The following is a 21199-nucleotide window of genomic DNA, read 5'->3' as shown; positions in this document are numbered from 1 at the left end:
CCCCCATGAACGGTGAGACGAGCCGCCAGGAGCACATCGGCCCGTACCGGCTGCTGGGGCGGCTGAGCGAGGGGCGCGGCGCGGTGCACCGCGCCGCCGGGCCGGACGGGCGCGACGTGGCGATCCGGCTGCTCCCGCCCGGCGCGGTCCCCGACGTCGCGCGGATGCGCGAGGTGGCCAGCCCCTACGTGGTGGACGTCCTGGACGGCGGCCCCGGCGGTCCCGGCGGCCCGCGCCCGTACGTCGTGTCCCGGTTCGTCCCGGGCCGTCCGCTGGCGGAGACCGTCGCCGAGCACGGCCCCATGGCGGGGGACGCGCTGTGCCGCATGGCCTCCGGCCTGGCCAGGGCGCTCGCCGCAATCCACCGGGCGGGCCTCGCGCACGGCGGCCTCGGGCCGGGGAGCGTGCTCGTCGTGGACGACGCGCCCGTCGTCATCGACTTCGCGGTCGCCGCGGTCGCCGCGGGCGCCGACGCGTCCGGCGACGTCCGCGCGTGGGCCGCGACGGTGGCGTTCGCCGCGACCGGGCGGCACGACGCCGCGGCCGGCGCGCTGCCCGCCGGCCTGCGCCCGCTGGTGGAGGCCGCCTCGCACCCCGATCCGGGTGCGCGCCCGGCAGCGGAGGAGCTCGCCGAGGCGGCGTCCCGGCTCGACCTTCCCGCCGCCGTCCCGGCGCCGCGTCCGGCGCCCGAGCGGCCGGACCGCCCGCTCCCGTCCGTCCCGCGGGCGCGGGGGGACGCCAGGGCGCCCGAGACGGCGGTGGCGCTCGGCTGGGCGCGGCTGCTCGCGGCCATGGTCGTGGTGATCGCCGTCGCCGTCGTGATCATGGCGCCGGTCGCGGGGCTCGTGCTGTCGCTCGCCGCCGTGACGCTGCTGCGCCTCGCCGGCACGCCGGTGGGGACGTGGGCGCGCGGCTGGGCCGGGGCCTTCGGCCGGACGCTGCTGACCGTCCCGTACGCGGCGGCGTTCACGGTCGCCGTCCCGGTCGCGCTCGCCGCGGCCGCGGCGGTCGGCGGGACGATCGACTCGCTCACCGCCTGCGCGTTCGGCGCCGGGGCCGGCGCGGCGGTGCTGTGGACGGCGCCGGGCGTGCACGGGCCGCGCCGGCAGCTGGAGCGGATGTTCCTGCCGCTCGCGCGGCGGCCCCGGCCGATCGCCGCCGCGGTGGTGGGGCTCGGCGTGCTCGCGCTGCTCGCCGGCGCCGGGGCGATGACGCTGACGCCCAGCTTCGCCCCGATGTACGGGCTGCAGCAGACGCTGGAGACCTCGATGGACCGCCTGCAGCACGCCGTCAACCGGTGGTGAGGCGTGAAGTGCGTCACGTCCGGTTCGGGACGCGGAAAGGCCCGTGAACGCCCCGGATGCGTGGGTAAGGTCTCACGAACTGGGATTTGCCAGCGGGCTACTGACGAGTAACATTGATCGCGCACGGCCGAATCAGGGACCCGGGTCCGAAGGACGTTCGGGGATTTGGCAGGCTGTGACTTCGAAAGCGCACGTCCGCGTCGACCCGTCATGGGCGGCGCCCCTCTGCCGCTCACCCAGCGGCCAACTGAGTGCAGGGAGGTCGGCCACCGGCCATGAACATCGTCGTCCTGGTGAAGCAGGTTCCCGATACGGAGAGCCCGCGCAAGCTGAAGTCCGATGACAGCACGCTCGACCGCGCCGCGGCGGACGGCGTCATCAACGAGCTCGATGAGTACGCGATCGAAGAGGCGCTGCGCATCAAGGAGGCCCAGGGCGGCGAGGTGACCGTCCTGACCATGGGCCCCGACAAGGCCACCGACTCGATCCGCAAGTCCCTGGCCATGGGTGCCGACAAGGCCGTGCACCTCATCGACGACGGCCTCGCCGGCTCCGACGCGCTGCAGACCTCCTACGCGATCCAGCAGGCGCTCGGCCGCACCGGGTTCGACCTGGTGATCCTCGGCTCGGAGTCCACCGACGCGCGCACCGGCGTCCTCGCCGCGATGCTCGCCGAGCGGCTCGGCGTCGCGCAGGTGTCGCTCGCCAACAAGGTCGAGATCGACGGGACGTCCGTCAAGGCGCAGCGGCAGACCGACTACGGCTTCGACCGGGTCGAGGCGAGCCTGCCCGCCGTCGTCAGCGTCGTCGAGAAGATCAACGAGCCGCGCTACCCCTCCTTCAAGGGGATCATGGCGGCCAAGAAGAAGCCGGTCGAGACGCTCGGCCTGGGCGACGCCGGCATCGACGCGTCCCAGGTGGGCCTGGCGAACGCCGCCACCGAGGTGATCGACTTCGCCGAGGCGCCGCCGCGCGCCAAGGGCGAGATCGCCACCGACGAGGGCGACGGCGGTGCGAAGATCGCCGAGTTCCTCGCGTCGAAGAAGTTCGTCTGACCGGGGAAGGGGACTGGACCAATGGCTGAGATTCTCGTCCTCGTCGACCATGTCGACGGTGAGGTCAAGAAGGTCACGCTCGAACTGCTGACGCTGGCGAACCGGCTCGGCGAGGCCGCCGCGGTATGGGTGGGGCCCGGCTACGAGGGCGCCAAGGACAAGCTCGGCGAGTACGGCGCCGGCAAGGTCTACGTGGCCGCCGACGAGGAGCTGACCTCCTACGTCGTCGCGCCGAAGGCCGCGCTGCTCGCCCAGCTCGTGACGGACAGGTCGCCGGCCGCCGTGCTGGTGGCCGCGACCGCCGACGGCAAGGAGGTCGCGGGCCGCCTCGCCGTCAAGACCGGCTCCGGCGTGCTCACCGACGTCGTGGACGTCACCGACGGCTTCGTCGCCGAGCACTCCATCTTCGGCGGCGGCATCATCGCGCACGCCAAGGTGAAGACCGGCACGCCGATCATCGCCGTCCGGCCGAACTCGGTCGCCCCCGAGGCGTCCGCGGCCACCCCGGCCGAGGAGCAGGTGTCGGTCGCCCTGTCGGACAACGACAAGGCCACGAAGATCGTGGAGAAGGTCGTCCAGGAGAAGGGCGAGCGCCCGGACCTGACCGAGGCCGCGATCGTCGTCTCCGGCGGCCGCGGCGTCGGCGGCGCCGAGAACTTCAAGATCATCGAGAGCCTGGCGGACTCGCTCGGCGCGGCCGTCGGCGCCTCCCGCGCCGCGACCGACGCCGGCTGGTACCCGCACTCGTTCCAGGTCGGCCAGACCGGCAAGACCGTGTCGCCGCAGCTCTACATCGCGGTCGGCATCTCCGGGGCCATCCAGCACCGGGCCGGCATGCAGACCTCGAAGACCATCGTCGCCATCAACAAGGACCCCGAGGCGCCGATCTTCGAGCTCGTCGACTACGGCGTCGTGGGCGACCTCTTCCAGGTCGCGCCGCAGCTCACCGAGGAGATCACCAAGCGCAAGTGACCTCCCGCGGACGGCCCCGGCGACGCCCGTCGCCGGGGCCTTCCCGCGTCTACGAGCGCGCGGGCGACGGGTACGGGACGGCCTTCAGCAGCGCCGGCTTGAGCATCCCGCTCACCTCGGCGTACGGGACGACCGCCTCCTGCAGCCCGCAGGCCGACGGGTAGCCCAGCAGCGAGCCGTAGAAGGCCACACGGAGCCCCTGCACCGTGAGGGCCATCGTGACGTCGCCCGACTTCACGAACGCGGACGGGTTGTCGGTGCCGTCCAGGATGTCGCCGGCGCAGTAGGCGCCGCCGCGCAGATGGGGCTCGATCTTCGCGTCCAGCGGCTTCAGGCCGGCCTCGGACGGATCGCGGAACAGGTCGAGCGGCCGGTAGGACGCGCCGGACCGCAGGTCCACGGTCGCCGCCTGGGACTGGTCCCAGCCCGTGCCGCGGTCGCCGTTCAGGGCGACGGTGTACCAGACCGACACCAGCCGGTCGTTGTGCATGAGGACCTGCGGCGTCACGACGTCGGTGTAGCCGCCGCGGGCGGTGTCCCTCAATCCGTTGCGCACCTTGGCCCAGCGCTGCTCCAGCGGCGCCCGCAGCGCCTGGTTGATCTTCCGGGTGAGCGCGGCGTCCCCGCCCGAGACCCGCACGAGCCGGCCGCGCGCCTGGAACGTCGCACCGGCGCCGATGTCCTGCGGCGGCTCGGTGAACGAGGCGAGCTGGACGGTGACCGGCCTCGCCTCCGGCGCCTCGTCCGCGACGGCCACGTAGACGGCCGCGCCGCCGCCCACGGCCACGGCCGCGGCGCCGCCCGCGACGGCCGCCACGCCCTTCGCCCCGAGCGCGCCGACGACCCCCTGGCCCGCGGCGCCGGCGCCCCCCGCACCCGCCCCCGCGGCTCCCGCGCCCGCACCGGCGGCTCCCGCACCGGCACCAGCGCCCGCCGCGCCGCTCGCGCCCGCCGCGCCCGCGCCCGCCGCGCCCGCGGCCGCGCCGCCCGAGCCGAGGGCGAGCGCGGTCAGCGGGAACAGCATCGACAGCGCGGCGGCGGCGCCCGCGAGTGTGCGGACGCCGCGCCCCTCCCAGTCGGCCCCGTACGCGCCCGCCGCGGCCGACTCCAGCTCCGCGACGAACGCCGCCGCCCCCAGCGGACGGTCCCACGGGTTCTTGGCCAGGCCGCGCTCGATCAGCGGGCGGAGCGGCTCGGGGACGTCCTGCGCCGGGACCGGCGCGGTGAGGTGGCGGCCCATCAGCCCGGCCTGGTCCTCGGCCGTGTACGGGCGGCGCCCCGTCACGCACTCGAAGAAGACGCAGGCCGCCGCGTACACGTCGGTCGCGGGGGAGGCCGGCTCGTCCCGCCACTGCTCGGGCGCCATGTAGACGGGCGTGCCGGACCGTCCCGCCGCGCCCGCGTCCACCGCGATGCCGAAGTCGATCAGCTTGCTCAGCCCGTCGCCGCGCACGATCACGTTGGCGGGCTTGTAGTCGCGGTGGACGATCCCGAGGTCGTGCGCGGCGGCGAGGCCCAGCAGCGAGCCCTTGAGGACGGCCAGCGCCGCCTCCGGCTCCAGCGGCCCCCGCTCCGCGAGCACCGCCTTGAGGGACGCGCCGTCCACGGCCTCCATGACGATGGCGGCGCCGTCCGGCGACTCGACGAGGCCGAACAGCTGCGCGACGAACGGGTTGCGCAGCCGGCTCAGCAGCCCGGCCTCGGCCCGGAACCGCTCCCGGAACCCCGCGTCCCCGGCGAGCCGCTCGCCGAGGTACTTGATCGCCGCCGGCCGTCCGGTCCCGTCGTGCCGCGCGAGCACGACCCGCCCCTGCGCCCCCTCGCCGAGCACGCGCAGCTCGCTGTACCCGGGAACCCGCCACCCGTCCATCAACCGCCCCCATCGCCCGCGATGATCTCGATGGGTTTATACCGGATCACGCCCCGCGACCACGAGAGTCCGGGGGATCAGGCGGCCACGGGTTCGGGCCGGGCGTCCTCCGGGGCGGGGGCCCCGGCCGCGGCGGCGACGTCGGTGGTCCCGCGGAGGGGCACGAAGCGGGCGCCCGCCGCGATCAGGAGGGCCAGGACGACGACGGTGCCGACGCCGACGCGCAGGGACGTGGCGTCCGAGAGGAAGCCGACCACGACGGGGCCCAGCAGCAGGCCGCCGTAGCCCATCGCGCCGACCTGGGCGACGGCCGCGGCGGGACGGTCCGGCGCGGCGGTCCCGGCCAGCGAGATCGTCGTCGGGACGACCGTGCAGACGACCAGCCCGGTCAGGAAGAACCCGGCGATCGCGACGGCGGGGGTCGGCGCCAGCACGACGACCGTCATGCCGGCCGCGGTGCCGAGGCCCGCGCCGGTCAGCAGGCGGCGGGTGCCGACGCGCGCCCGGACGCGGTCGCCGACCAGCCGGCCGAGCAGCATCGCCAGCTCGAACACCGGGTAGCCGATCGCGGCCACGGCCTCGGTGGCGCCCAGCTCCTCGTGCAGGAGCAGGCCGCTCCAGTCGGCGATCGAGCCCTCCGCCATGAACGCGATGAAGCCCAGGACGCCGATCAGGTAGACGGCGGGCGGCATGCGGCGCGCCCCGCGTCCCGTCCCGGACGCGGCGGGCGCCGCGGGGTCGGGCAGGTAGGTGCGGCCGAGCGCGAGACCCGCGGGCAGCGACAGCAGCGCGGCGGCCAGCACGGTCTCGGTGAAGCCGAACCCGGTGGCGGCCGTGGCGACGCCGAACAGCCCGCCGCTCATCGCGCCGACGCACCAGCCGGCGTGCATGCCGCTCATGACGGGCCGCCGGTACGCCTGCTCGACGACGCTGCCCTGCGCGTTCATCGCGATGTCGGTGATCCCGAACGTCATGCCGAACACCGCGACGGCGGCGAGCAGCACCCCGTAGCCGGGCGCCAGCGCGACCGCCGCGTACGACAGCGCTGTCAGCGGGAGGGCGACCCGCAGCGCCGCCCGGCTGCCCGCGCGCGCCATGACGCCGCGCAGCGCCTGCATGGCCGCGATCGCGCCGAGCCCCCAGACGAGGACGACGATGCCGATCTCGCCCTCGGTCGCCCCGAACTTGGCGGCCAGCGCGGGCATGCGCGCGACCCACACTCCGGTCAGCAGACCGGCCAGCGCGAAGGTCAGGAACGTCCCCGAACGGGCACGGAACAGCATGGTTCACCTCTTTCTCGGCTCGGCGGGGCGCGCCCCGGTGCCGCTCGCGCGGCGTGGTGACGGACGTCGCCCCGGACCGCGCGGCGGCCCGGGGCGGTGCGGGCGTGCCCGCACAGGGATCGGGTGGATTCGGGGGCGGGACGCGGGGCGTCCCGGCGTCAGCGCTCCAGCAGGCCCAGCAGCCGCCGTTTCAGCGCTTCGAGCTGCTCCGCGTCGTACAGCCCGGGGTCGTGGCTCACGACCTCCCAGAGGCCCTCGGCGGCCAGCCGGACGACCATCGCGATGCCCGGGTCGGGGTCGTCCGCGGGGGCGCGGCCGTGCCAGCGGCGCATCGCCTCGTTCAGCGGCTCGGCCTGCTCCGGGTCCGCGGCGGCGGCCGTGATGGCCGACCAGCGCCGGTAGGCGCGGGCCTCACCGGTGAGGATCTCGAACGTGGCCTCGACGTAGGCGCGGGTGTAGGAGCCCGGCGCGCCGTCCCCGTAGGAGTCGATGTAGGAGGCGATCAGGTCGTCGAACTCCTCGATGACCCGCGCCACCATCGCCCGGACGAGCGCCTCCTTGGTGGGGAAGTGGTAGAGCAGCCCTCCCTTGCTGACGCCGGCGCGGTCGGCGACCGCGGTGAGCGTCAGCGCCTGCGTCCCTTGCTCGGAGAGGACGGTCTCGGCGGCGTCCAGGAGGGCTTCCCTCTTCATGATTCCTCCACTGTACCGGCTGGACGGTACACACGGTGAACCCGGTCCCGGGCACGGCTATTCCCGGCCATCGCGCAACCGCACGGGCACCGGAGGGGAACAGGTCGGGCGCGGATACTGTTGTCCGCGTGGTGACCTACCTCGACCATGCGGCGACGACCCCGATGCTGCCCGAGGCCGTCGAGGCGATGACGGCGGAGTTGCGCGAGCTGGGGAACCCCTCCTCCCTGCACGCGGTGGGCCGGCGCGCCCGCCGCGTCGTCGAGGAGTCCCGCGAGGTCATCGCCGAGGCGTTCGACGCCCGCCCGAGCGAGGTCGTGTTCACCTCCGGCGGCACCGAGGCCGACAACCTGGCGGTCAAGGGCCTGTACTGGGCCCGGCGCGGGGCCGACCCCGCGCGCACGCGCGTGCTGGCGGGGGCCATAGAGCACCACGCCGTCATGGACGCGGTGCAGTGGCTCGCCGACCACGAGGGCGCCAAGGTCGAGTGGCTCCCGGTGGACGGGGTCGGCCGCGTCCGCCCCGAGACGCTCCGCGACGCGCTCGGCTCCGGCGACGACGTGGCGCTCGTCACTGTCATGTGGGCCAACAACGAGGTCGGGACCGTCCAGCCCGTCGCGGAGCTCGCCGCCGTCGCCCGCGAGCGCGGCGTCCCCCTGCACACCGACGCCGTCCAGGCCGCCGGGCAGCTCCCCGTCGGGTTCGCGGCGAGCGGCGCGCAGGCCCTGACCGTTACCGGCCACAAGCTCGGCGGCCCCATCGGCGCGGGCGCGCTGCTGCTCGCCAAGCCCAAGGAGCCGGTGTTCCTCGACCCGGTGCCGCTGCTGCACGGCGGCGGACAGGAACGGGACGTCCGGTCCGGGACGCTCGACACGCCCGCCATCGCCGGGTTCGCCGCCGCCGTCCAGACCGCCGTCGCGCGCCGGGAGGGCGAGGCGCGCCGCCTGGCCGAGCTGCGCGACCGGCTGATCGGGGCCGTCCGCGCCGCCGTGCCCGACGCCGTCCTGAACGGCGACCCCGCCGACCGCCTGCCCGGCAACGCGCACTTCTCCTTCCCCGGCTGCGAGGGCGACGCCCTGCTCATGCTGCTGGACGCGCGCGGCATCGCCTGCTCCACCGGCTCCGCGTGCTCGGCCGGGGTCTCGCAGCCCAGCCACGTCCTCCTCGCGATGGACGCGAGCCCCGAGCGCGCCCGCGGCTCGCTGCGCTTCACCCTCGGCCACACCTCCACCGAGGCGGACGTCAAGGCGCTCGCCGACGCCATCGGCCCCGTGGTCGAACGCGCACGTCGCGCCGGTCTCAGCTGACCTGTCCAGGTTTGACCGTCCCTTGACCGGGGACTGCGTTGTCCGTGACGACGGACGTGCAGGACGGAATCAAGCAGGCGGCGGGACATCCCTGGTTCCACCACATGGCCCGCGTGGGGCTGGTCGCCCGCGGGCTGCTCTACTTCCTCATCGGCTGGCTCGCCCTGCAGGTGGCCTTCGGCGGCGGCGGGAAGGAGGCCGACCGGACGGGCGCGCTCCAGGCCGTCGCCGAGAAACCCGGCGGTCCGGTGGTCCTGTGGCTGATGGCCGCCGGTTTCGCGGCGCTCGCCCTCTGGCAGTACGCCGAGGCCGTGTACGGGCGTCCCGTGTCGGACGGTGACAAGCCCACCAAGCGGCTCAGCTCCGCCGCGCGCGGCGTCGTCTACACGGCCGGCTGCGCGGGGACCCTGGCGTTCCTCCTCGGCCACCAGGGGACGTCGAGCGACAAGCAGTCCAAGACCATCACCGCGCGGCTGATGAGCGAGCCGGGCGGGCGCTGGCTCGTCCTCGCGATCGCGGCCGGCTTCGTGGTCTGGGGCGTCGTGGTGATCGCCGGCGCCGTCCGGCGCACGTTCCTCGACGAGCTCAGGACCGCGGAGATGAGTCGGACGGTGCGCCGCCTCGTCCAGTTCCTCGGGATCGCCGGCAACACCGCCCGAGGCCTCCTCGGCCTCGCCGTCGGCGCGTTCCTCGCCTACGCGGCCATCACCTTCGAACCGGACAAGGCCCGCGGGCTGGACGGCGCCCTCCGCCAGTTCGCCGACACCCCCGCCGGTCCGTGGGGCCTCGCGGCCGTCGCCGCGGGCGTCCTCACCTTCGGCCTGTACTCCTTCTGCCAGGCCCGCTACGGCAAGCTCGACCCGACCCGTCAGGGCTGGTAGGGCGCGAGGGCCTTCCAGGCCGGGTCGGCGGTGGAGGCGACCTTGGCCTTGCCCTCCGGCCAGCCGGCGGCGAGCTGGTCGAGCTCGGAGACGACGCCCGAGTCGGGGTCGGCGTACAGGTGGAAGACGCGCAGGCCGTCACCCGTCTCCCGGACGGCCAGGACCGCCCGGTCGCCGAGCTTGGCGAGCTTCTTCTCGAACGCGCGCAGCGCGCCCGACGACGGCTCGACCGGCAGCCGGTCGGGGTTGCTGTTGGCGTACGGGACGCTGACCGCCACGTGCAGGTCGCAGAGCGGGTAGTCCTGGCGGTGCAGCGGGAACCGGGCGCCGAGGCGGGCCGGATGCCCGCGCGGCGTGCGGCCCTCGCCGGTCAGCCAGGCGGGCTCGGCGAACGGCTCGGCGACCTGCTCGACCACGGCGGGCAGCATCGACGGGGCCAGGGAGTCGATCGGCGCCTCCGTCGCGATCGACACCTCGCCGATCCAGCGGGCCACGTCGTCCTCGCCGAGCGCCCAGTACAGGACGTTCAGCGCCACCTGGAGCTGCTGCTCCTCGGCGACGAACAGGAAGTCGGGATGGTAGGCGGTGATGTGCACGCGGGCGCGGTCGGTGTCGGCGCGCATGCCCAGCCGGACGTACTCCAGGTCGAACTCGTGGTCGCCGAGGATGAGGTCCTGGGCGAGCATCTCCGGGTCGGCCTGGCGCGCCGGATGGAAGCTCCACCCGGCGGCCGCGGACCCCGTCGGCGCCGCCCGCGCCCACCGCTCGGTGATCCCGCGCAGCCCCGGGTCGCCGCCGCCGGTGACGGTCAGCGACGGGTTCCGGTCGTCGGCGCCGCCGATCTCCCACTGGAGCCCCGCGTGGATCTTGTGGACGCGGCGGGACAGCTCCTCGATCGTCTCCGCCGACAGCCCCTCGCCGGGCACGGCGGCCTCCGGCGCGCCGGGCTCGGGCCCGGCGGCCAGCGACGCCTCGATCGTCGGGCGGGCCTGCGCCCACCACTCCCAGAACTCGCTGATGGCGGGCGGTGCGACGGCGGACGCCTCGCGCGGACGTCGGAAGATTCCCATAGCGGCCCCAATCGTACGCGGAAATGCAGGCTGCGGACCGGACCACGCCGCGTACGCTCGAAGGACTATGACTCTCCGCGTACTCGCCGCCATGTCGGGCGGCGTCGACTCCGCAGTGGCCGCCGCCCGCGCCGCCGAGGCCGGGCACGACGTCACCGGCGTCCACATGGCCCTGTCCAGCAACCCCCAGTCCTACCGTACGGGGGCGCGCGGCTGCTGCACCCTGGAGGACTCCCGGGACGCCCGCCGCGCCGCCGACGCGATCGGCATCCCGTTCTACGTGTGGGACCTCGCCGAGCGGTTCCACCGGGACGTCGTGGAGGACTTCGTCAGCGAGTACGCGGCCGGCCGCACCCCGAACCCCTGCCTGCGCTGCAACGAGAAGATCAAGTTCGCGGCCCTCCTCGACCGCGCGCTGGCCCTCGGTTTCGACGCCGTCTGCACCGGCCACTACGCCCGCCTGGAGGACGGCGTCCTGCGCCGCGGCGTCGACCAGGCCAAGGACCAGTCGTACGTGCTGGCCGTCTGCACGCCCGACCAGCTCGCGCACGCGCTGTTCCCGCTCGGCGACACGTCCAAGGCCGACATCCGGCGGGAGGCCGGGCGGCGCGGCCTCCAGGTCGCCGACAAGCCCGACAGCCACGACATCTGCTTCATCGCCGACGGCGATACGCGCGGCTTCCTCGCCGAGCGGCTCGGCGCCGCGCCCGGCCCGATCGTCGACGCCGACGGCAACGAGGTCGGCGAGCACGACGGCGCCTACGCCTACACGATCGGCCAGCGCAAGGGCCTGCGGATCGGCACCCCCGCGCCGGACGGGCGGCCCCGCTACGTCCTCGACGTCTCCCCGGTCACGAACACGGTGACGGTCGGGCCGCGCGAGTCGCTGGACGTCCAGGAGATCACCGGCGAGCGGCCCGTCTGGCTGGGCGACGCGCCCGCCGGCCCGTTCCCGTGCCAGGTCCAGCTCCGCGCGCACGGCGAGGTCCACGACTGCACGGCCGAGCGGCACGGCGACACCCTGCGCATCCGCCTGGCCTCCCCGGCCCGCGGCGTGGCCACCGGCCAGACCGCCGTCCTGTACGAGGGCGACCGCGTCCTGGCCTCATCCACCATCGCGGAAACCGCGACCGTCCCCGCCTGACCTAGGCACGGACCTCAGCCACCTCAGCAACCCCGCGAAAACCGGAACCACTGCGATCGCGTCCGAAGGCAGGTTGCGAGCGAAGCGAGAGACCTGATCGCGCAGCGAGCCGCCAAGGCGAGTTCGAAGCGATGCAGCGATCGCACCGTGGTGCCCGCCGAAGGAGGGCCCTCAAGGCCCGACGCCGAGGGCACTACAGTAGGCACGTGGATTTCGGTGTTTCGACGTTCGTGACCGATGACGGCATCGGGCCGGCGGCGCTCGGGCGGGCGCTGGAGGAGCGCGGGCTCGGGTCGCTGTACCTGGCCGAGCACACGCACATCCCGGTGAAGCGGGAGTCGCCGTGGCCGGGCGGGGCCGAGCTGCCGCGGATGTACTACCGGACGCTCGACCCGTTCGTCGCGCTGACCGCCGCGGCGGCGGTCACCGAGCGGCTGCGCGTCGGGACCGGCATCGCGCTGGTCATCCAGCGGGACCCGATCCTCCTGGCGAAGGAGGTCGCCTCCCTCGACCTGGTCTCCGGCGGGCGCGCCGTGCTCGGCGTCGGCGCGGGCTGGAACCGGGAAGAGATGCGCAACCACGGCACCGACCCCGCGACGCGGATGCGGCTGCTGCGCGAGCGCGTCCTGGCCGTCAAGGAGCTGTGGACGAAGGACGAGGCCGAGTTCCACGGCGAGTTCGTCGACTTCGACCCGGTGTTCTCCTACCCGAAGCCCGTCCAGGACCCGCACCCGCCCGTCATGATCGGCGGCGCGGGGCCGACGACGTTCGACCGGGTCGTGGAGTTCGGCGACGGCTGGATGCCGATCTACGGGCGCGGCACCGACGTGCTGGCCGCGAGGATCGCCGAACTGCGGGACCGGGCCGGGACGCGGGTGCCGGTCACGGTGTTCGGGGCGCCCGGCAGGCCCGAGGCGGTCGCCGAGCTGGAGGCCGCGGGCGTCGACGAGGTGCTGTTCAACCTGAAGACCGAGCCCGAGGCCGACACGCTCCGCTACCTGGACCGGCTCGCGGAACTGGTGTGATCACCGCGCCGGTAGGCTTCGTGGCGTGACGAGTCATCCCTGGCCGGCGGGGACGGCGACCGGTACCGGGTCGTATCCGGGCGACGACCCGGCGGAGGCGCTGCGGGTCGTCCTCGGCGAGCTGCCCGAGCTGCCGCACCTGCCGGAGCTGCCCGCGCGCGGCCCCGGCGCCGACCTCACCGGGCGGACGGCCGGGCTGCTGGTCGACATGCCGGTCCGGGTCGAGCCGTCCGGGTGGCGGTTCTCCGACCGGCCGGGCCGCGACACCCTGCGCGCCCACGACCACATGGCCCGCGACCTGGACGTCCTGGAGGAGGTCGCGGGCGGGCACGACGGGCCGTTCAAGCTCCAGGTGTGCGGGCCGTGGACGCTGGCCGCCACGATCGAGCTGCGCAACGGCGAACGGGCGCTGAAGGACCCGGGCGCCGTCCGCGACCTGACCGCCTCGCTCGCCGAGGGCGTCGCCGCGCACGTCGCGGACGTCCGGCGGCGGCTGCCCGCGGCGGAGATCGTCCTGCAGCTCGACGAGCCGGGCCTGCCCGCCGCCCTCGCCGGGACGGTGCCGACCGCCAGCGGCTTCTCCCGGCTGCGCGCGGTCGAGGAGCCCGTCGCCGAGGACGCCCTGCGCACGGTGATCGACGCGGCCGGCGCCTACCCGGTCGTGCACTGCTGCGCCCGGAACGTCCCGTACGGGCTGCTGCGCGGCGCCGGCGCGAAGGCGATCTCGCTCGACCTGCGGCTGATCCCCGAGCGGGACGACGACGCGGTGGGGGAGGCGATCGACGCGGGGACGGCGCTGTTCCTCGGCGCGGTGTCCGCGACCGACGCGGTCCTGCCGTCCCTCCAGGCGACCGGCCGGCCGGTGAAGGAGCTGTGGCGGCGGTTCGGGTTCCCGGCCGCCCGGCTGGCGGAGCAGGTCGTGATCACCCCTGCGTGCGGCATGGCGGGCGCGTCGCCCCGCTACGTCCGCGAGGCGCTGAAGCGCTGCCGCGACACGGCGCGCATGCTCTACGAGGCCGCCGACCAGTAAGGGTTTCCCAGGGGCAGGGGGGTTCCCCGTCGTGGCACGGTGCGTCACGTCGTAATGTCGGACGTGTTGGCGACAATGAGGGCATGACCATGAGCGACGGCGTTCCCGCGGAGGCACGGCAGCGGCACCTCGAGCTGAGCCAGGAGCTCGAGGACGCCAACTATCGGTACTACGTCCTCGACCAGCCGACGCTCACCGACGCCGAGTACGACCGGCGGATGCGGGAGGTCCGCGCGCTGGAGGAGCGGCACCCCGAGCTGGTCACCCCCGACTCGCCGACGCAGAAGGTCGGCGCGGCGATCGTCACCGACTTCGCGACCGTCCGGCACCTGGAGCGGATGCAGAGCCTCGACAACGCGATGGGCGCCGACGAGCTGCTCGCGTGGGACGAGCGCGTCGTCAAGGAGGTCGGCGAGGTCGCCGGCTACCTGTGCGAGCCGAAGATCGACGGGCTGGCGATCGCGCTGACCTACGAGAACGGGCGGCTGGTGCGCGGGGTCACCCGCGGCGACGGGCGCACCGGCGAGGACGTCACCAACAACATCCGCACCATCGCCGACGTCCCGGACCGGCTCGCCGGCGACGGCTGGCCGGACGTCCTGGAGGTCCGCGGCGAGGTGTTCCTGCCGGTCGAGGGGTTCGAGCAGGTCAACGCCGCGCAGATCGAGGCCGGCAAGGACCCGTTCGCCAACCCGCGCAACGCGGCGGCCGGTTCGCTGCGGCAGAAGGACCCGCGGGTCACCGCGCACCGGCCGCTCGGCATGCTCGTCCACGGGTTCGGCGCCTGGCGCGGCGGGACGCAGCCCGAGAGCCAGTCCGGGGCGTACGAGCTGATGCGCGGCTGGGGGCTGCCGGTCAGCGACCGCTACAAGGTCGTCGGCGGGCTGGACGCCGTCCGCGAGTACATCGCCGAGTACGGCGAGAACCGGCACGGCACCGCGTACGAGATCGACGGGGTCGTCGTCAAGGTCGACCAGTTCTCGCTGCAGCGGCGGCTCGGGTCGACGAGCCGGGCGCCGCGCTGGGCCATCGCCTGGAAGTACCCGCCCGAGGAGGTCAACACCAAGCTCCTCGACATCAAGGTCGGGGTGGGGCGTACCGGGCGCATCACCCCGTACGGCGTCATGGAGCCGGTGAAGGTCGCGGGCTCGACCGTCGACCGCGCGACGCTGCACAACGCGGGCGAGGTCAAGCGCAAGGGCGTGCTGATCGGCGACACCGTCGTGCTGCGCAAGGCCGGCGACGTGATCCCCGAGATCGTCGCGCCGGTGACCGCCCTGCGGGACGGTTCCGAGCGCGAGTTCGAGATGCCCGCGAACTGCCCCGAATGCGGGACGGATCTGGCGTACGAGAAGGAGGGCGACGCCGACATCCGCTGCCCGAACGCGCAGTTCTGCCCCGGGCAGCTGCGCGAGCGGGTGTTCTTCGTCGCGAGCCGCAACGCCCTCGACATCGAGGCGCTCGGCTACGTCGGCGCGACCGCGCTGACGCAGCCGCTGGAGCCGGACGACCCGCCGGTGAAGAACGAGGGCGACCTGTTCCACCTCACGGTCGACCGGCTGCTGCCGATCAGGAGCCTGGTGCTCGACTCCAAGACCGGCACGGCCAAGACCGACCCGAAGACCGGCGAGCCGAAGGTCGTGTCGTTCTTCGCCAACAAGGAGGGCGAGCCGAAGAAGACGGTCGAGATCCTCTTCGAGGAGCTGGAGAAGGCGAAGCGGCAGCCGCTGTGGCGGGTGCTGGTGGCGCTGTCGATCCGGCACGTGGGGCCGTCCGCCGCGCGCGACCTGGCCCGCGAGATGCGCTCGATGGACGCGATCGCGGAGGCCACCGAGGAGGAGCTGGCGGCCGTCGACGGCGTCGGGCCGACGATCGCGGCGTCCATCAAGAACTGGTTCGCGGTCGGCTGGCACCGGGAGATCGTCGACAAGTGGCGGGCGGCGGGCGTCCGGATGGAGGACGAGGGCGCGGCGGGCCCGCGCCCGCTGGAGGGCGTCACCGTGGTGATCACCGGTTCGCTGGAGGAGTACAGCCGCGACTCGGCGACCGAGGCGGTGCAGCGGCTCGGCGGCAAGGTGTCCGGCTCGGTGTCGAAGAAGACCGGCTTCGTGGTCGTGGGCGACAGTCCAGGGTCGAAATACGACAAAGCCGTCAAGCTGGGCGTACCGGTACTAGCGGAGGACGGCTTCCGTGTCCTGCTCGCCGATGGGCCAGATGCGGCCAAAACCGTAACTTTGCGCGCCGATGAATAAACCCCGCGTGTTCGCGTGGGTTCCACCAGGTTTGCGTTACTCAGGGGTACACTTCAACTACCCAACGGTGAGCGGCGGGTGCGGAGCGGCATAACGGAACGTACGCAATCGGTTTCGCGAAGTTGAGCGAAGGCCGTACCCTCCCTCTCATCACGACCTACACCTGAATCTCCGGACGTAACACCCGGGGGGTGTCCCCCGAGGTCGGGGACGCTCCGGTGCCGGGGGACGGCCCCCCGAACCCCCCGAGGATGTGATGAAGGACCCGAACAACACCCGGAACACGGCCCCGCGCCGAGGCTCCCCGTTGTGGATCTACTTCCTCGTGGTCATCCTGCTCGGCATCACCGCCGGCGGGGCCGCGTTCTCCGGGCTGAGCGCCGCCGACCTGGACGCCCTCGTCAGCACGCCCGTCTTCTGGATCCTCGGCTGCTTCATCATCTTCGGCGAGCTGCGCCCGATCATCACGCCCGGCTCCACCGAGAACAACGGCGCCACCACCTCCACCACGTTCTCCTTCGCGGCCCTCCTCTACGCCGGCCTGCCGATCGCCGCCGCCCTCCAGGCCATCGCCGTCATCACCTGCGGCATCTTCCGCGGGCGCGCCCCGCACCGGATCGCCTTCAACGCCGCGCAGTACACCCTCAGCCTCGCCGCCGCCCAGCTCGTCCTCGCCCTGTCCGGCGACCTCGCCACCCCCTCCGGCCTGTGGGTCCCGCACGGCTCCGACCTGCCCGCCATCGCGCTCGCCGGCGCCGTCTACTTCGCCTGCAACGACACCCTCGTCGGCTCCGCCGTCGCCCTGCACGCGCGGATCCCCCTCGCCAAGGCGCTCCGCCTCGACCTCGGCTACCAGATCCTCGTCCACCTCGCGCTGCTCGGCCTCGCCCCGCTCATGGTCGTCGCGATGGATCGCTCCGCCCTGTTCGTGCCGCTCATCGTCCTGCCGTTCATCGCCGTCTACATGAACGCCTCGGTGTCCGTCCGGCGCGAGCACCAGGCCCTGCACGACGGACTCACCGGGCTGCCCAACCGCAAGCTGCTGATCGTCCGCACCGAGGAGGCCCTCGCCGCGGCGCGGGGCGCCGACCGGCGCCGCGCCGGCCTCGGCCGCCGCAAGGCCACCGACCCGCAGGACCACCGCGCCGGCCTCTTCCTCCTCGACCTCGACCGCTTCAAGGAGGTCAACGACACCCTCGGGCACCCCACCGGCGACCGGCTGCTGCAACTCGTCGCGCACCGCCTCACCCACAGCGTCCGCCCCGGCGACCTCGTCGCCCGGCTCGGCGGCGACGAGTTCGCGGTGCTGCTGCCCACCGTCCGGGACGAGGCCGCCGCCCGCGAGGTCGCCGCCCGGCTGCGCGCCGCGCTCAGCGAACCCGTCCGGCTGGACGGCATGTCGTTCGACCTGGAGGCCAGCGTCGGCATCGCGCTGTTCCCCGACCACGCGCCCGACTTCGAACTGCTCCTCCAGCGCGCCGACGTCGCCATGTACAACGCCAAGGAGGCGCGCAGCGGCGTCGAGATCTACTCCCCCCGAAAGGACCGCAACTCCCCGGAGCGGCTCGGCATGCTCGGCGACCTGCGCCGCGCCATCGACCGCTCCGAACTCGAACTCTTCTACCAGCCGAAGGTCTCGCTGCGCGACGGCCACCTCGTCGGCATGGAGGCGCTGCTCCGCTGGCGGCACCCCGACAAGGGCGTCCTCGAACCCGAGGCGTTCCTGTCCATCGCCGAGCAGACGTACCTGATGCGCTCCATCACCCACCACGTCGTGACCGTCGCGCTCGCCCAGACCGCCGCCTGGTGGCGCGAGGACCTCGCCGTCCAGGTCGCCGTGAACGCCTCCGGCCGCGACCTGCTCGACACCGGCCTCGCCGAGACCATCGAGGAGGGCCTGCTCGCCCGCGGCCTGCCCGCCGCCGCGCTCCAACTGGAGATCACCGAGCGGATCCTGATGAACGAGCCCGCCTACGCCTCCGACACCGTCGGCGCCCTCGCCGACCTCGGCATCCCGCTCAGCCTGGACGACTTCGGCACCGGCTACTCCTCCCTCGTCCGGCTCAAACGCCTCCCCGTCGAAGAGATCAAGATCGACGCCTCGTTCGTCCGCCGCCTCGCCGACTCCCCCGACGACGCCGTCATCGTCCGCTCCATCGTCGACCTCGTCCGCACCCTCGGCCTCCGCTCCGTCGCCGAAGGCGTCGAAGACCCCGCCACCGCCCAGACCCTCCGCGACATGGGCTGCGACGCCGCACAGGGCTGGCACTTCGGCCGCCCCATGGACGCCGACACCGCCACCGCCTGGCTCCGCCGCCACGCCCAGAGAACCCCGGAACCGGCTGCGTGATCTATTGGGGGGCGACCCCCCATTCCCCCCGTTGCGACGCAGGCGATCCTCACGCCGCCGGTTCGGTCTGTCGTGCCCGTGCTGACGTGCGTGGCGTCGCTGTGGTCGCCTGCGTCGTCGGGCATGCCCGCTGCGGTCGCTGGCGCTCCCTCCGCGTGCCTGCCCGTGGTTGTCGCTTCCGCCTGTGCTCAAGCTCGGGCCCAGTCCAAGAGGGGCGGAGTGACACGTCCAGGGCCGTTCCTTCAGGGGCCGTTCCTCGGGACGTCGGTCGCTACGCAGGCGTTCCTCACGCCGTCTTGTGCCTGTGCGGGTGTGTGGGGCGTCGCTGTGATCGCTGGAGCGCCCTCCGCCGCTGGGGGGCATGACTGGTCTGTTTGCTGTTGGTATTACGCGGTGTCGGCGGGGGCGCTACCATCACGCGTCATGAACGCCGCGCGCGGAGTGATCTTTGGACTGTGCATCCTGGTGGCCGGAGGCGTGTTCTTCGGTGTGATCTCGGACCTGCCCGACAACCAGAGCGACACCAATGCCGGTGACCTCGCCACCGTGATCCTCGGCGGGTTCGTCATGCTGTCGGCCGCGGTCATCGGGGCGGGCGCGCTGGCCGGGATGAGCGCATCGGAGTCGCCGGCGAAGACGGTGACGTTCCCGTTCCAGCAGCCGCAGGGGGCCGCCCCGCCGCAGGGGCAGCCCTACCCGCAGCAGTACTCGCCCCAGCAGTACGGGGCTCCGCCGCAGCAGCCGCGGCAGGATGAGGGCCGTCAGTAGCCGCGGCGCCGGGCCTCGTAGTCGTCCTCGTAGTACTCCTCGCGGACGCGCGGCGGGGGCCGGCGCTCCACGGAGCGGCGGGCGGACACGATCCGGACGATGCCGATGACCAGGCCGATCAGGCCGCCGATCATCAGGATCGCGCCGACCAGCCGGATGTCGATGCCGCTGAACTCGTAATTGACCGCATAGGCCAGGATCGCGCCGATGATGATCAGGGCGATGCTGCCGCCGATGGTCACGGCGGTCTCCTCTCGTCGTCCCGGGGGTGGACGGGAGAAGCGTTCCCCGTGTGCGGAGATGAAACGGCGCGCCGAAATCATGCCTGCGTAAACCAGTCGGGCCGTAGGGCCCCGGCCCATAGGATGGGCGGGAACCCACTTCATCGCAGGAACGGTTTCCCATCATGTCCGCCATCACCCGTGACGAGGTGTCGCACCTCGCCCGGCTGTCCCGGCTGGCGCTCGGCGACGATGAGCTCGACCATCTCGCCGCCCAGCTCGACCAGATCATCTCCGCGGTCGCGCGGGTGCAGGAGGTCGCCGCGGAGGACATCCCGCCCACCTCGCACGCGCTGCCGCTGACCAATGTCTACCGGACGGACGAGGTGCGCCCGTGCCTCACGCCCGAGCAGGCCCTCTCCGGTGCGCCGGCCGCCGAGGAGCAGCGCTTCCGCGTCCCGCGGATCCTGGACGAGGAGGCCTGACATGAGCGAGCTGGTCAGGAAGGGCGCGGCGGAACTCGGCGAGCTGCTCGCCGCCGGCGAGGCGTCGGCCGTCGAGGTGGCCGAGGCGCATCTGGACCGCATCGCCGCCGTCGACGGGCGGGTGAACGCGTTCCTGCACGTCGACCGCGAGGCGACGCTCGCCCAGGCGCGCAAGGTGGACGAGCGGCGCGCGGCGGGGGAGGAGCTCGGCCCGCTGGCCGGCGTCCCCATCGCGCACAAGGACGTCTTCACGACCACGGACATGCCCACCACCGCCGGGTCCAAGATCCTTGAGGGGTGGCGGCCGCCGTACGACGCGACCGTCACGGCGCGGCTGCGGCAGGCCGGGCTGGTGATCCTCGGCAAGACGAACATGGACGAGTTCGCCATGGGCTCGTCCACGGAGAACAGCGCCTACAAGACCTCGCACAACCCGTGGGACCTGGAGCGCATCCCCGGCGGCTCGTCCGGCGGGTCCTCGGCGGCGGTCGCGGCGTACGAGGCGCCGCTGTCGACGGGCACCGACACGGGCGGCTCCATCCGGCAGCCCGCCGCCGTCACCGGCATCGTCGGGATGAAGCCCACCTACGGCGGCTCGTCCCGGTACGGCGTGATCGCGTTCGCGTCGTCGCTCGACACGCCCGGCCCGTTCGCGCGCAACGTCCTCGACGCCGCGCTGCTGCACGAGGCGTTCAGCGGCCACGACCCGATGGACTCGACCTCGGTGAGCCAGGCCGTCCCGCCGGTCGTGGAGGCCGCGCGCCACGCCGACGTCAACGGCCTGCGCGTCGGCGTGGTGAAGGAGTTCGCCGGCGACGGCTACGAGGCGGGCGTCTCGGCCCGCTTCACCGAGGCGGTCGAACTCCTGGAGTCCCTCGGCGCGAAGGTCGTCGAGGTCTCCTGCCCGCACTTCACATACGCGCTGCCCGCCTACTACCTGATCGCGCCGTCGGAGTGCTCGTCCAACCTGGCCCGCTTCGACGCCATGCGCTACGGCCTGCGCGTCGGCGACGACGGCTCCCGCAGTGCCGAGGAGGTCATGGCGCTCACCCGTGCCGAGGGCTTCGGTCCCGAGGTCAAGCGGCGCATCATGCTCGGCACCTACGCGCTCTCCTCGGGCTACTACGACGCCTACTACGGCAAGGCGCAGCAGGTCCGCACCCTGATCAAGCGCGACTTCGAGGCCGCGTTCGAGCAGGTCGACGTGCTGGTCTCGCCGACGACGCCGACGACCGCGTTCCCCATCGGCGAGCGCGCCGACGACCCGATCGCGATGTACCTGGCCGACCTGTGCACCATCCCGGCCAACCTCACCGGCAACGCCGCGATCTCGGTGCCGTGCGGACTGTCGGACGGCCTCCCGGTCGGCCTGCAGATCATGGCCCCCGTCCTCGGCGACGACCGCGTCTACCGGGTCGGCGCCGCCGTCGAGCGGGCCCTCGAAGACCGCTGGGGCGGCCCCCTCCTGACCCAGGCCCCGGAACTCTAGG

General features: G+C 73.6%; 18 protein-coding genes. 13 read left to right on the top strand and 5 right to left on the bottom strand.

The genetic code is table 11. The annotated features are described in order from the left end of the window. Positions 1–5: 5 nt before the first annotated feature. The 3 genes from SM611_RS11790 to SM611_RS11780 all read left to right on the top strand — a co-directional run bounded on the left by SM611_RS11790 (position 6) and on the right by SM611_RS11780 (position 3331). On the top strand, positions 6–1304 hold the full coding sequence (locus tag SM611_RS11790; RefSeq protein ID WP_371949454.1) for a serine/threonine-protein kinase: 1299 nt from the start codon (positions 6–8) through the stop codon (positions 1302–1304). A 275-nt stretch (positions 1305–1579) separates the two neighbouring features. After that, complete coding sequence (locus tag SM611_RS11785) at positions 1580–2359, top strand: electron transfer flavoprotein subunit beta/FixA family protein (RefSeq protein WP_371949453.1); 780 nt, start codon at positions 1580–1582, stop codon at positions 2357–2359. A 21-nt stretch (positions 2360–2380) separates the two neighbouring features. Beyond that, positions 2381–3331 (top strand): electron transfer flavoprotein subunit alpha/FixB family protein, encoded by a 951-nt coding sequence (locus SM611_RS11780; RefSeq protein WP_371949452.1) that lies wholly within the window; start codon positions 2381–2383, stop codon positions 3329–3331. 49 nt (positions 3332–3380) lie between these two features. Here SM611_RS11780 and SM611_RS11775 read toward each other — a convergent pair whose 3' ends face one another. The 3 genes from SM611_RS11775 to SM611_RS11765 form a co-directional block, all read right to left on the bottom strand. Further along, entirely contained in the window at positions 3381–5201 is a 1821-nt protein-coding gene (locus SM611_RS11775; RefSeq protein ID WP_371949451.1) for a serine/threonine-protein kinase, read from the bottom strand. 77 nt (positions 5202–5278) lie between these two features. Further along, on the bottom strand, positions 5279–6484 hold the full coding sequence (locus SM611_RS11770; protein ID WP_371949450.1) for an MFS transporter: 1206 nt from the start codon (positions 6482–6484) through the stop codon (positions 5279–5281). Positions 6485–6642: 158 nt separating this feature from the next. Continuing rightward, positions 6643–7176 (bottom strand): TetR/AcrR family transcriptional regulator, encoded by a 534-nt coding sequence (locus tag SM611_RS11765; protein ID WP_371949449.1) that lies wholly within the window; start codon positions 7174–7176, stop codon positions 6643–6645. A gap of 131 nt (positions 7177–7307) precedes the next feature. Between SM611_RS11765 and SM611_RS11760 the strand changes: the two genes are divergently transcribed. Together SM611_RS11760 and SM611_RS11755 are read left to right on the top strand one after the other, a co-directional pair. Then, positions 7308–8483 (top strand): cysteine desulfurase family protein, encoded by a 1176-nt coding sequence (locus SM611_RS11760; RefSeq protein ID WP_371949496.1) that lies wholly within the window; start codon positions 7308–7310, stop codon positions 8481–8483. Between the two features lie 44 nt (positions 8484–8527). Further along, positions 8528–9364 carry a DUF1206 domain-containing protein gene (locus SM611_RS11755; RefSeq protein ID WP_371949447.1) on the top strand — a complete coding sequence of 279 codons (837 nt, stop codon included), beginning with the start codon at positions 8528–8530 and terminating at the stop codon, positions 9362–9364. Here the strand turns inward: SM611_RS11755 and SM611_RS11750 are convergent. After that, positions 9352–10434 carry a DUF695 domain-containing protein gene (locus tag SM611_RS11750; protein ID WP_371949445.1) on the bottom strand — a complete coding sequence of 361 codons (1083 nt, stop codon included), beginning with the start codon at positions 10432–10434 and terminating at the stop codon, positions 9352–9354. The two genes, SM611_RS11755 and SM611_RS11750, sit on opposite strands and share 13 nt — an antisense overlap. 67 nt (positions 10435–10501) lie before the next feature. Here SM611_RS11750 and mnmA point away from each other — a divergent pair, with 67 nt between their 5' ends. The 6 genes from mnmA (at position 10502) to SM611_RS11720 (ending at position 19003) form a co-directional block, all read left to right on the top strand. After that, positions 10502–11578 (top strand): tRNA 2-thiouridine(34) synthase MnmA, encoded by a 1077-nt coding sequence (gene mnmA / locus SM611_RS11745; protein WP_371949444.1) that lies wholly within the window; start codon positions 10502–10504, stop codon positions 11576–11578. A gap of 206 nt (positions 11579–11784) precedes the next feature. Next, positions 11785–12603, top strand: coding sequence for an LLM class F420-dependent oxidoreductase (locus tag SM611_RS11740; RefSeq protein ID WP_371949442.1), 819 nt, complete (start codon positions 11785–11787; stop codon positions 12601–12603). A gap of 25 nt (positions 12604–12628) precedes the next feature. Beyond that, positions 12629–13633: a methionine synthase gene (locus SM611_RS11735; protein ID WP_371949440.1), complete on the top strand. Its 1005-nt coding sequence runs from the start codon at positions 12629–12631 to the stop codon at positions 13631–13633. Positions 13634–13716: 83 nt separating this feature from the next. Then, positions 13717–15885: an NAD-dependent DNA ligase LigA gene (gene ligA / locus SM611_RS11730; protein ID WP_371949439.1), complete on the top strand. Its 2169-nt coding sequence runs from the start codon at positions 13717–13719 to the stop codon at positions 15883–15885. A gap of 256 nt (positions 15886–16141) precedes the next feature. Then, positions 16142–18235 (top strand): putative bifunctional diguanylate cyclase/phosphodiesterase, encoded by a 2094-nt coding sequence (locus SM611_RS11725; RefSeq protein ID WP_371949438.1) that lies wholly within the window; start codon positions 16142–16144, stop codon positions 18233–18235. A gap of 423 nt (positions 18236–18658) precedes the next feature. After that, the gene (locus tag SM611_RS11720; protein WP_371949437.1) at positions 18659–19003 is read left to right on the top strand and encodes a hypothetical protein; all 345 of its coding nucleotides are present in this window, start codon (positions 18659–18661) and stop codon (positions 19001–19003) included. On the opposite strand, the gene SM611_RS11715 is transcribed toward SM611_RS11720, so the two are convergent. Continuing rightward, positions 18997–19245, bottom strand: a complete 249-nt coding sequence (locus SM611_RS11715) for a DUF6458 family protein (protein WP_371949436.1) — start codon at positions 19243–19245, stop codon at positions 18997–18999. The two genes, SM611_RS11720 and SM611_RS11715, sit on opposite strands and share 7 nt — an antisense overlap. 164 nt (positions 19246–19409) lie before the next feature. On the opposite strand from SM611_RS11715, the gene gatC reads away from it, so the two are divergent. Then, positions 19410–19709, top strand: a complete 300-nt coding sequence (gene gatC, locus SM611_RS11710) for an Asp-tRNA(Asn)/Glu-tRNA(Gln) amidotransferase subunit GatC (protein ID WP_371949434.1) — start codon at positions 19410–19412, stop codon at positions 19707–19709. 1 nt (position 19710) lies between these two features. Continuing rightward, positions 19711–21198 (top strand): Asp-tRNA(Asn)/Glu-tRNA(Gln) amidotransferase subunit GatA, encoded by a 1488-nt coding sequence (gene gatA / locus SM611_RS11705; protein ID WP_371949433.1) that lies wholly within the window; start codon positions 19711–19713, stop codon positions 21196–21198. Position 21199 lies beyond the last annotated feature (1 nt).

The organism is Actinomadura monticuli (assembly GCF_041463655.1).
In the GTDB taxonomy this organism is placed as follows: domain Bacteria; phylum Actinomycetota; class Actinomycetes; order Streptosporangiales; family Streptosporangiaceae; genus Spirillospora; species Spirillospora monticuli.
The sequence above is the reverse complement of the archived record's forward strand: the minus strand, read 5'-3'. Positions and strand labels throughout refer to the sequence as shown.

Coding starts and splice junctions, on each gene's coding strand:
- gatA (WP_371949433.1), top strand. CDS start 19,711: ATGAGCGAGCTGGTCAGGAAGGGCGCGGCGGAACTCGGCGAGCTGCTC.
- SM611_RS11775 (WP_371949451.1), bottom strand. CDS start 5,201: ATGGACGGGTGGCGGGTTCCCGGGTACAGCGAGCTGCGCGTGCTCGGC.
- SM611_RS11780 (WP_371949452.1), top strand. CDS start 2,381: ATGGCTGAGATTCTCGTCCTCGTCGACCATGTCGACGGTGAGGTCAAG.
- SM611_RS11725 (WP_371949438.1), top strand. CDS start 16,142: ATGAAGGACCCGAACAACACCCGGAACACGGCCCCGCGCCGAGGCTCC.
- SM611_RS11785 (WP_371949453.1), top strand. CDS start 1,580: ATGAACATCGTCGTCCTGGTGAAGCAGGTTCCCGATACGGAGAGCCCG.
- SM611_RS11720 (WP_371949437.1), top strand. CDS start 18,659: ATGAACGCCGCGCGCGGAGTGATCTTTGGACTGTGCATCCTGGTGGCC.
- gatC (WP_371949434.1), top strand. CDS start 19,410: ATGTCCGCCATCACCCGTGACGAGGTGTCGCACCTCGCCCGGCTGTCC.
- SM611_RS11770 (WP_371949450.1), bottom strand. CDS start 6,484: ATGCTGTTCCGTGCCCGTTCGGGGACGTTCCTGACCTTCGCGCTGGCC.
- SM611_RS11750 (WP_371949445.1), bottom strand. CDS start 10,434: ATGGGAATCTTCCGACGTCCGCGCGAGGCGTCCGCCGTCGCACCGCCC.
- SM611_RS11765 (WP_371949449.1), bottom strand. CDS start 7,176: ATGAAGAGGGAAGCCCTCCTGGACGCCGCCGAGACCGTCCTCTCCGAG.
- SM611_RS11790 (WP_371949454.1), top strand. CDS start 6: ATGAACGGTGAGACGAGCCGCCAGGAGCACATCGGCCCGTACCGGCTG.
- ligA (WP_371949439.1), top strand. CDS start 13,717: ATGACCATGAGCGACGGCGTTCCCGCGGAGGCACGGCAGCGGCACCTC.
- mnmA (WP_371949444.1), top strand. CDS start 10,502: ATGACTCTCCGCGTACTCGCCGCCATGTCGGGCGGCGTCGACTCCGCA.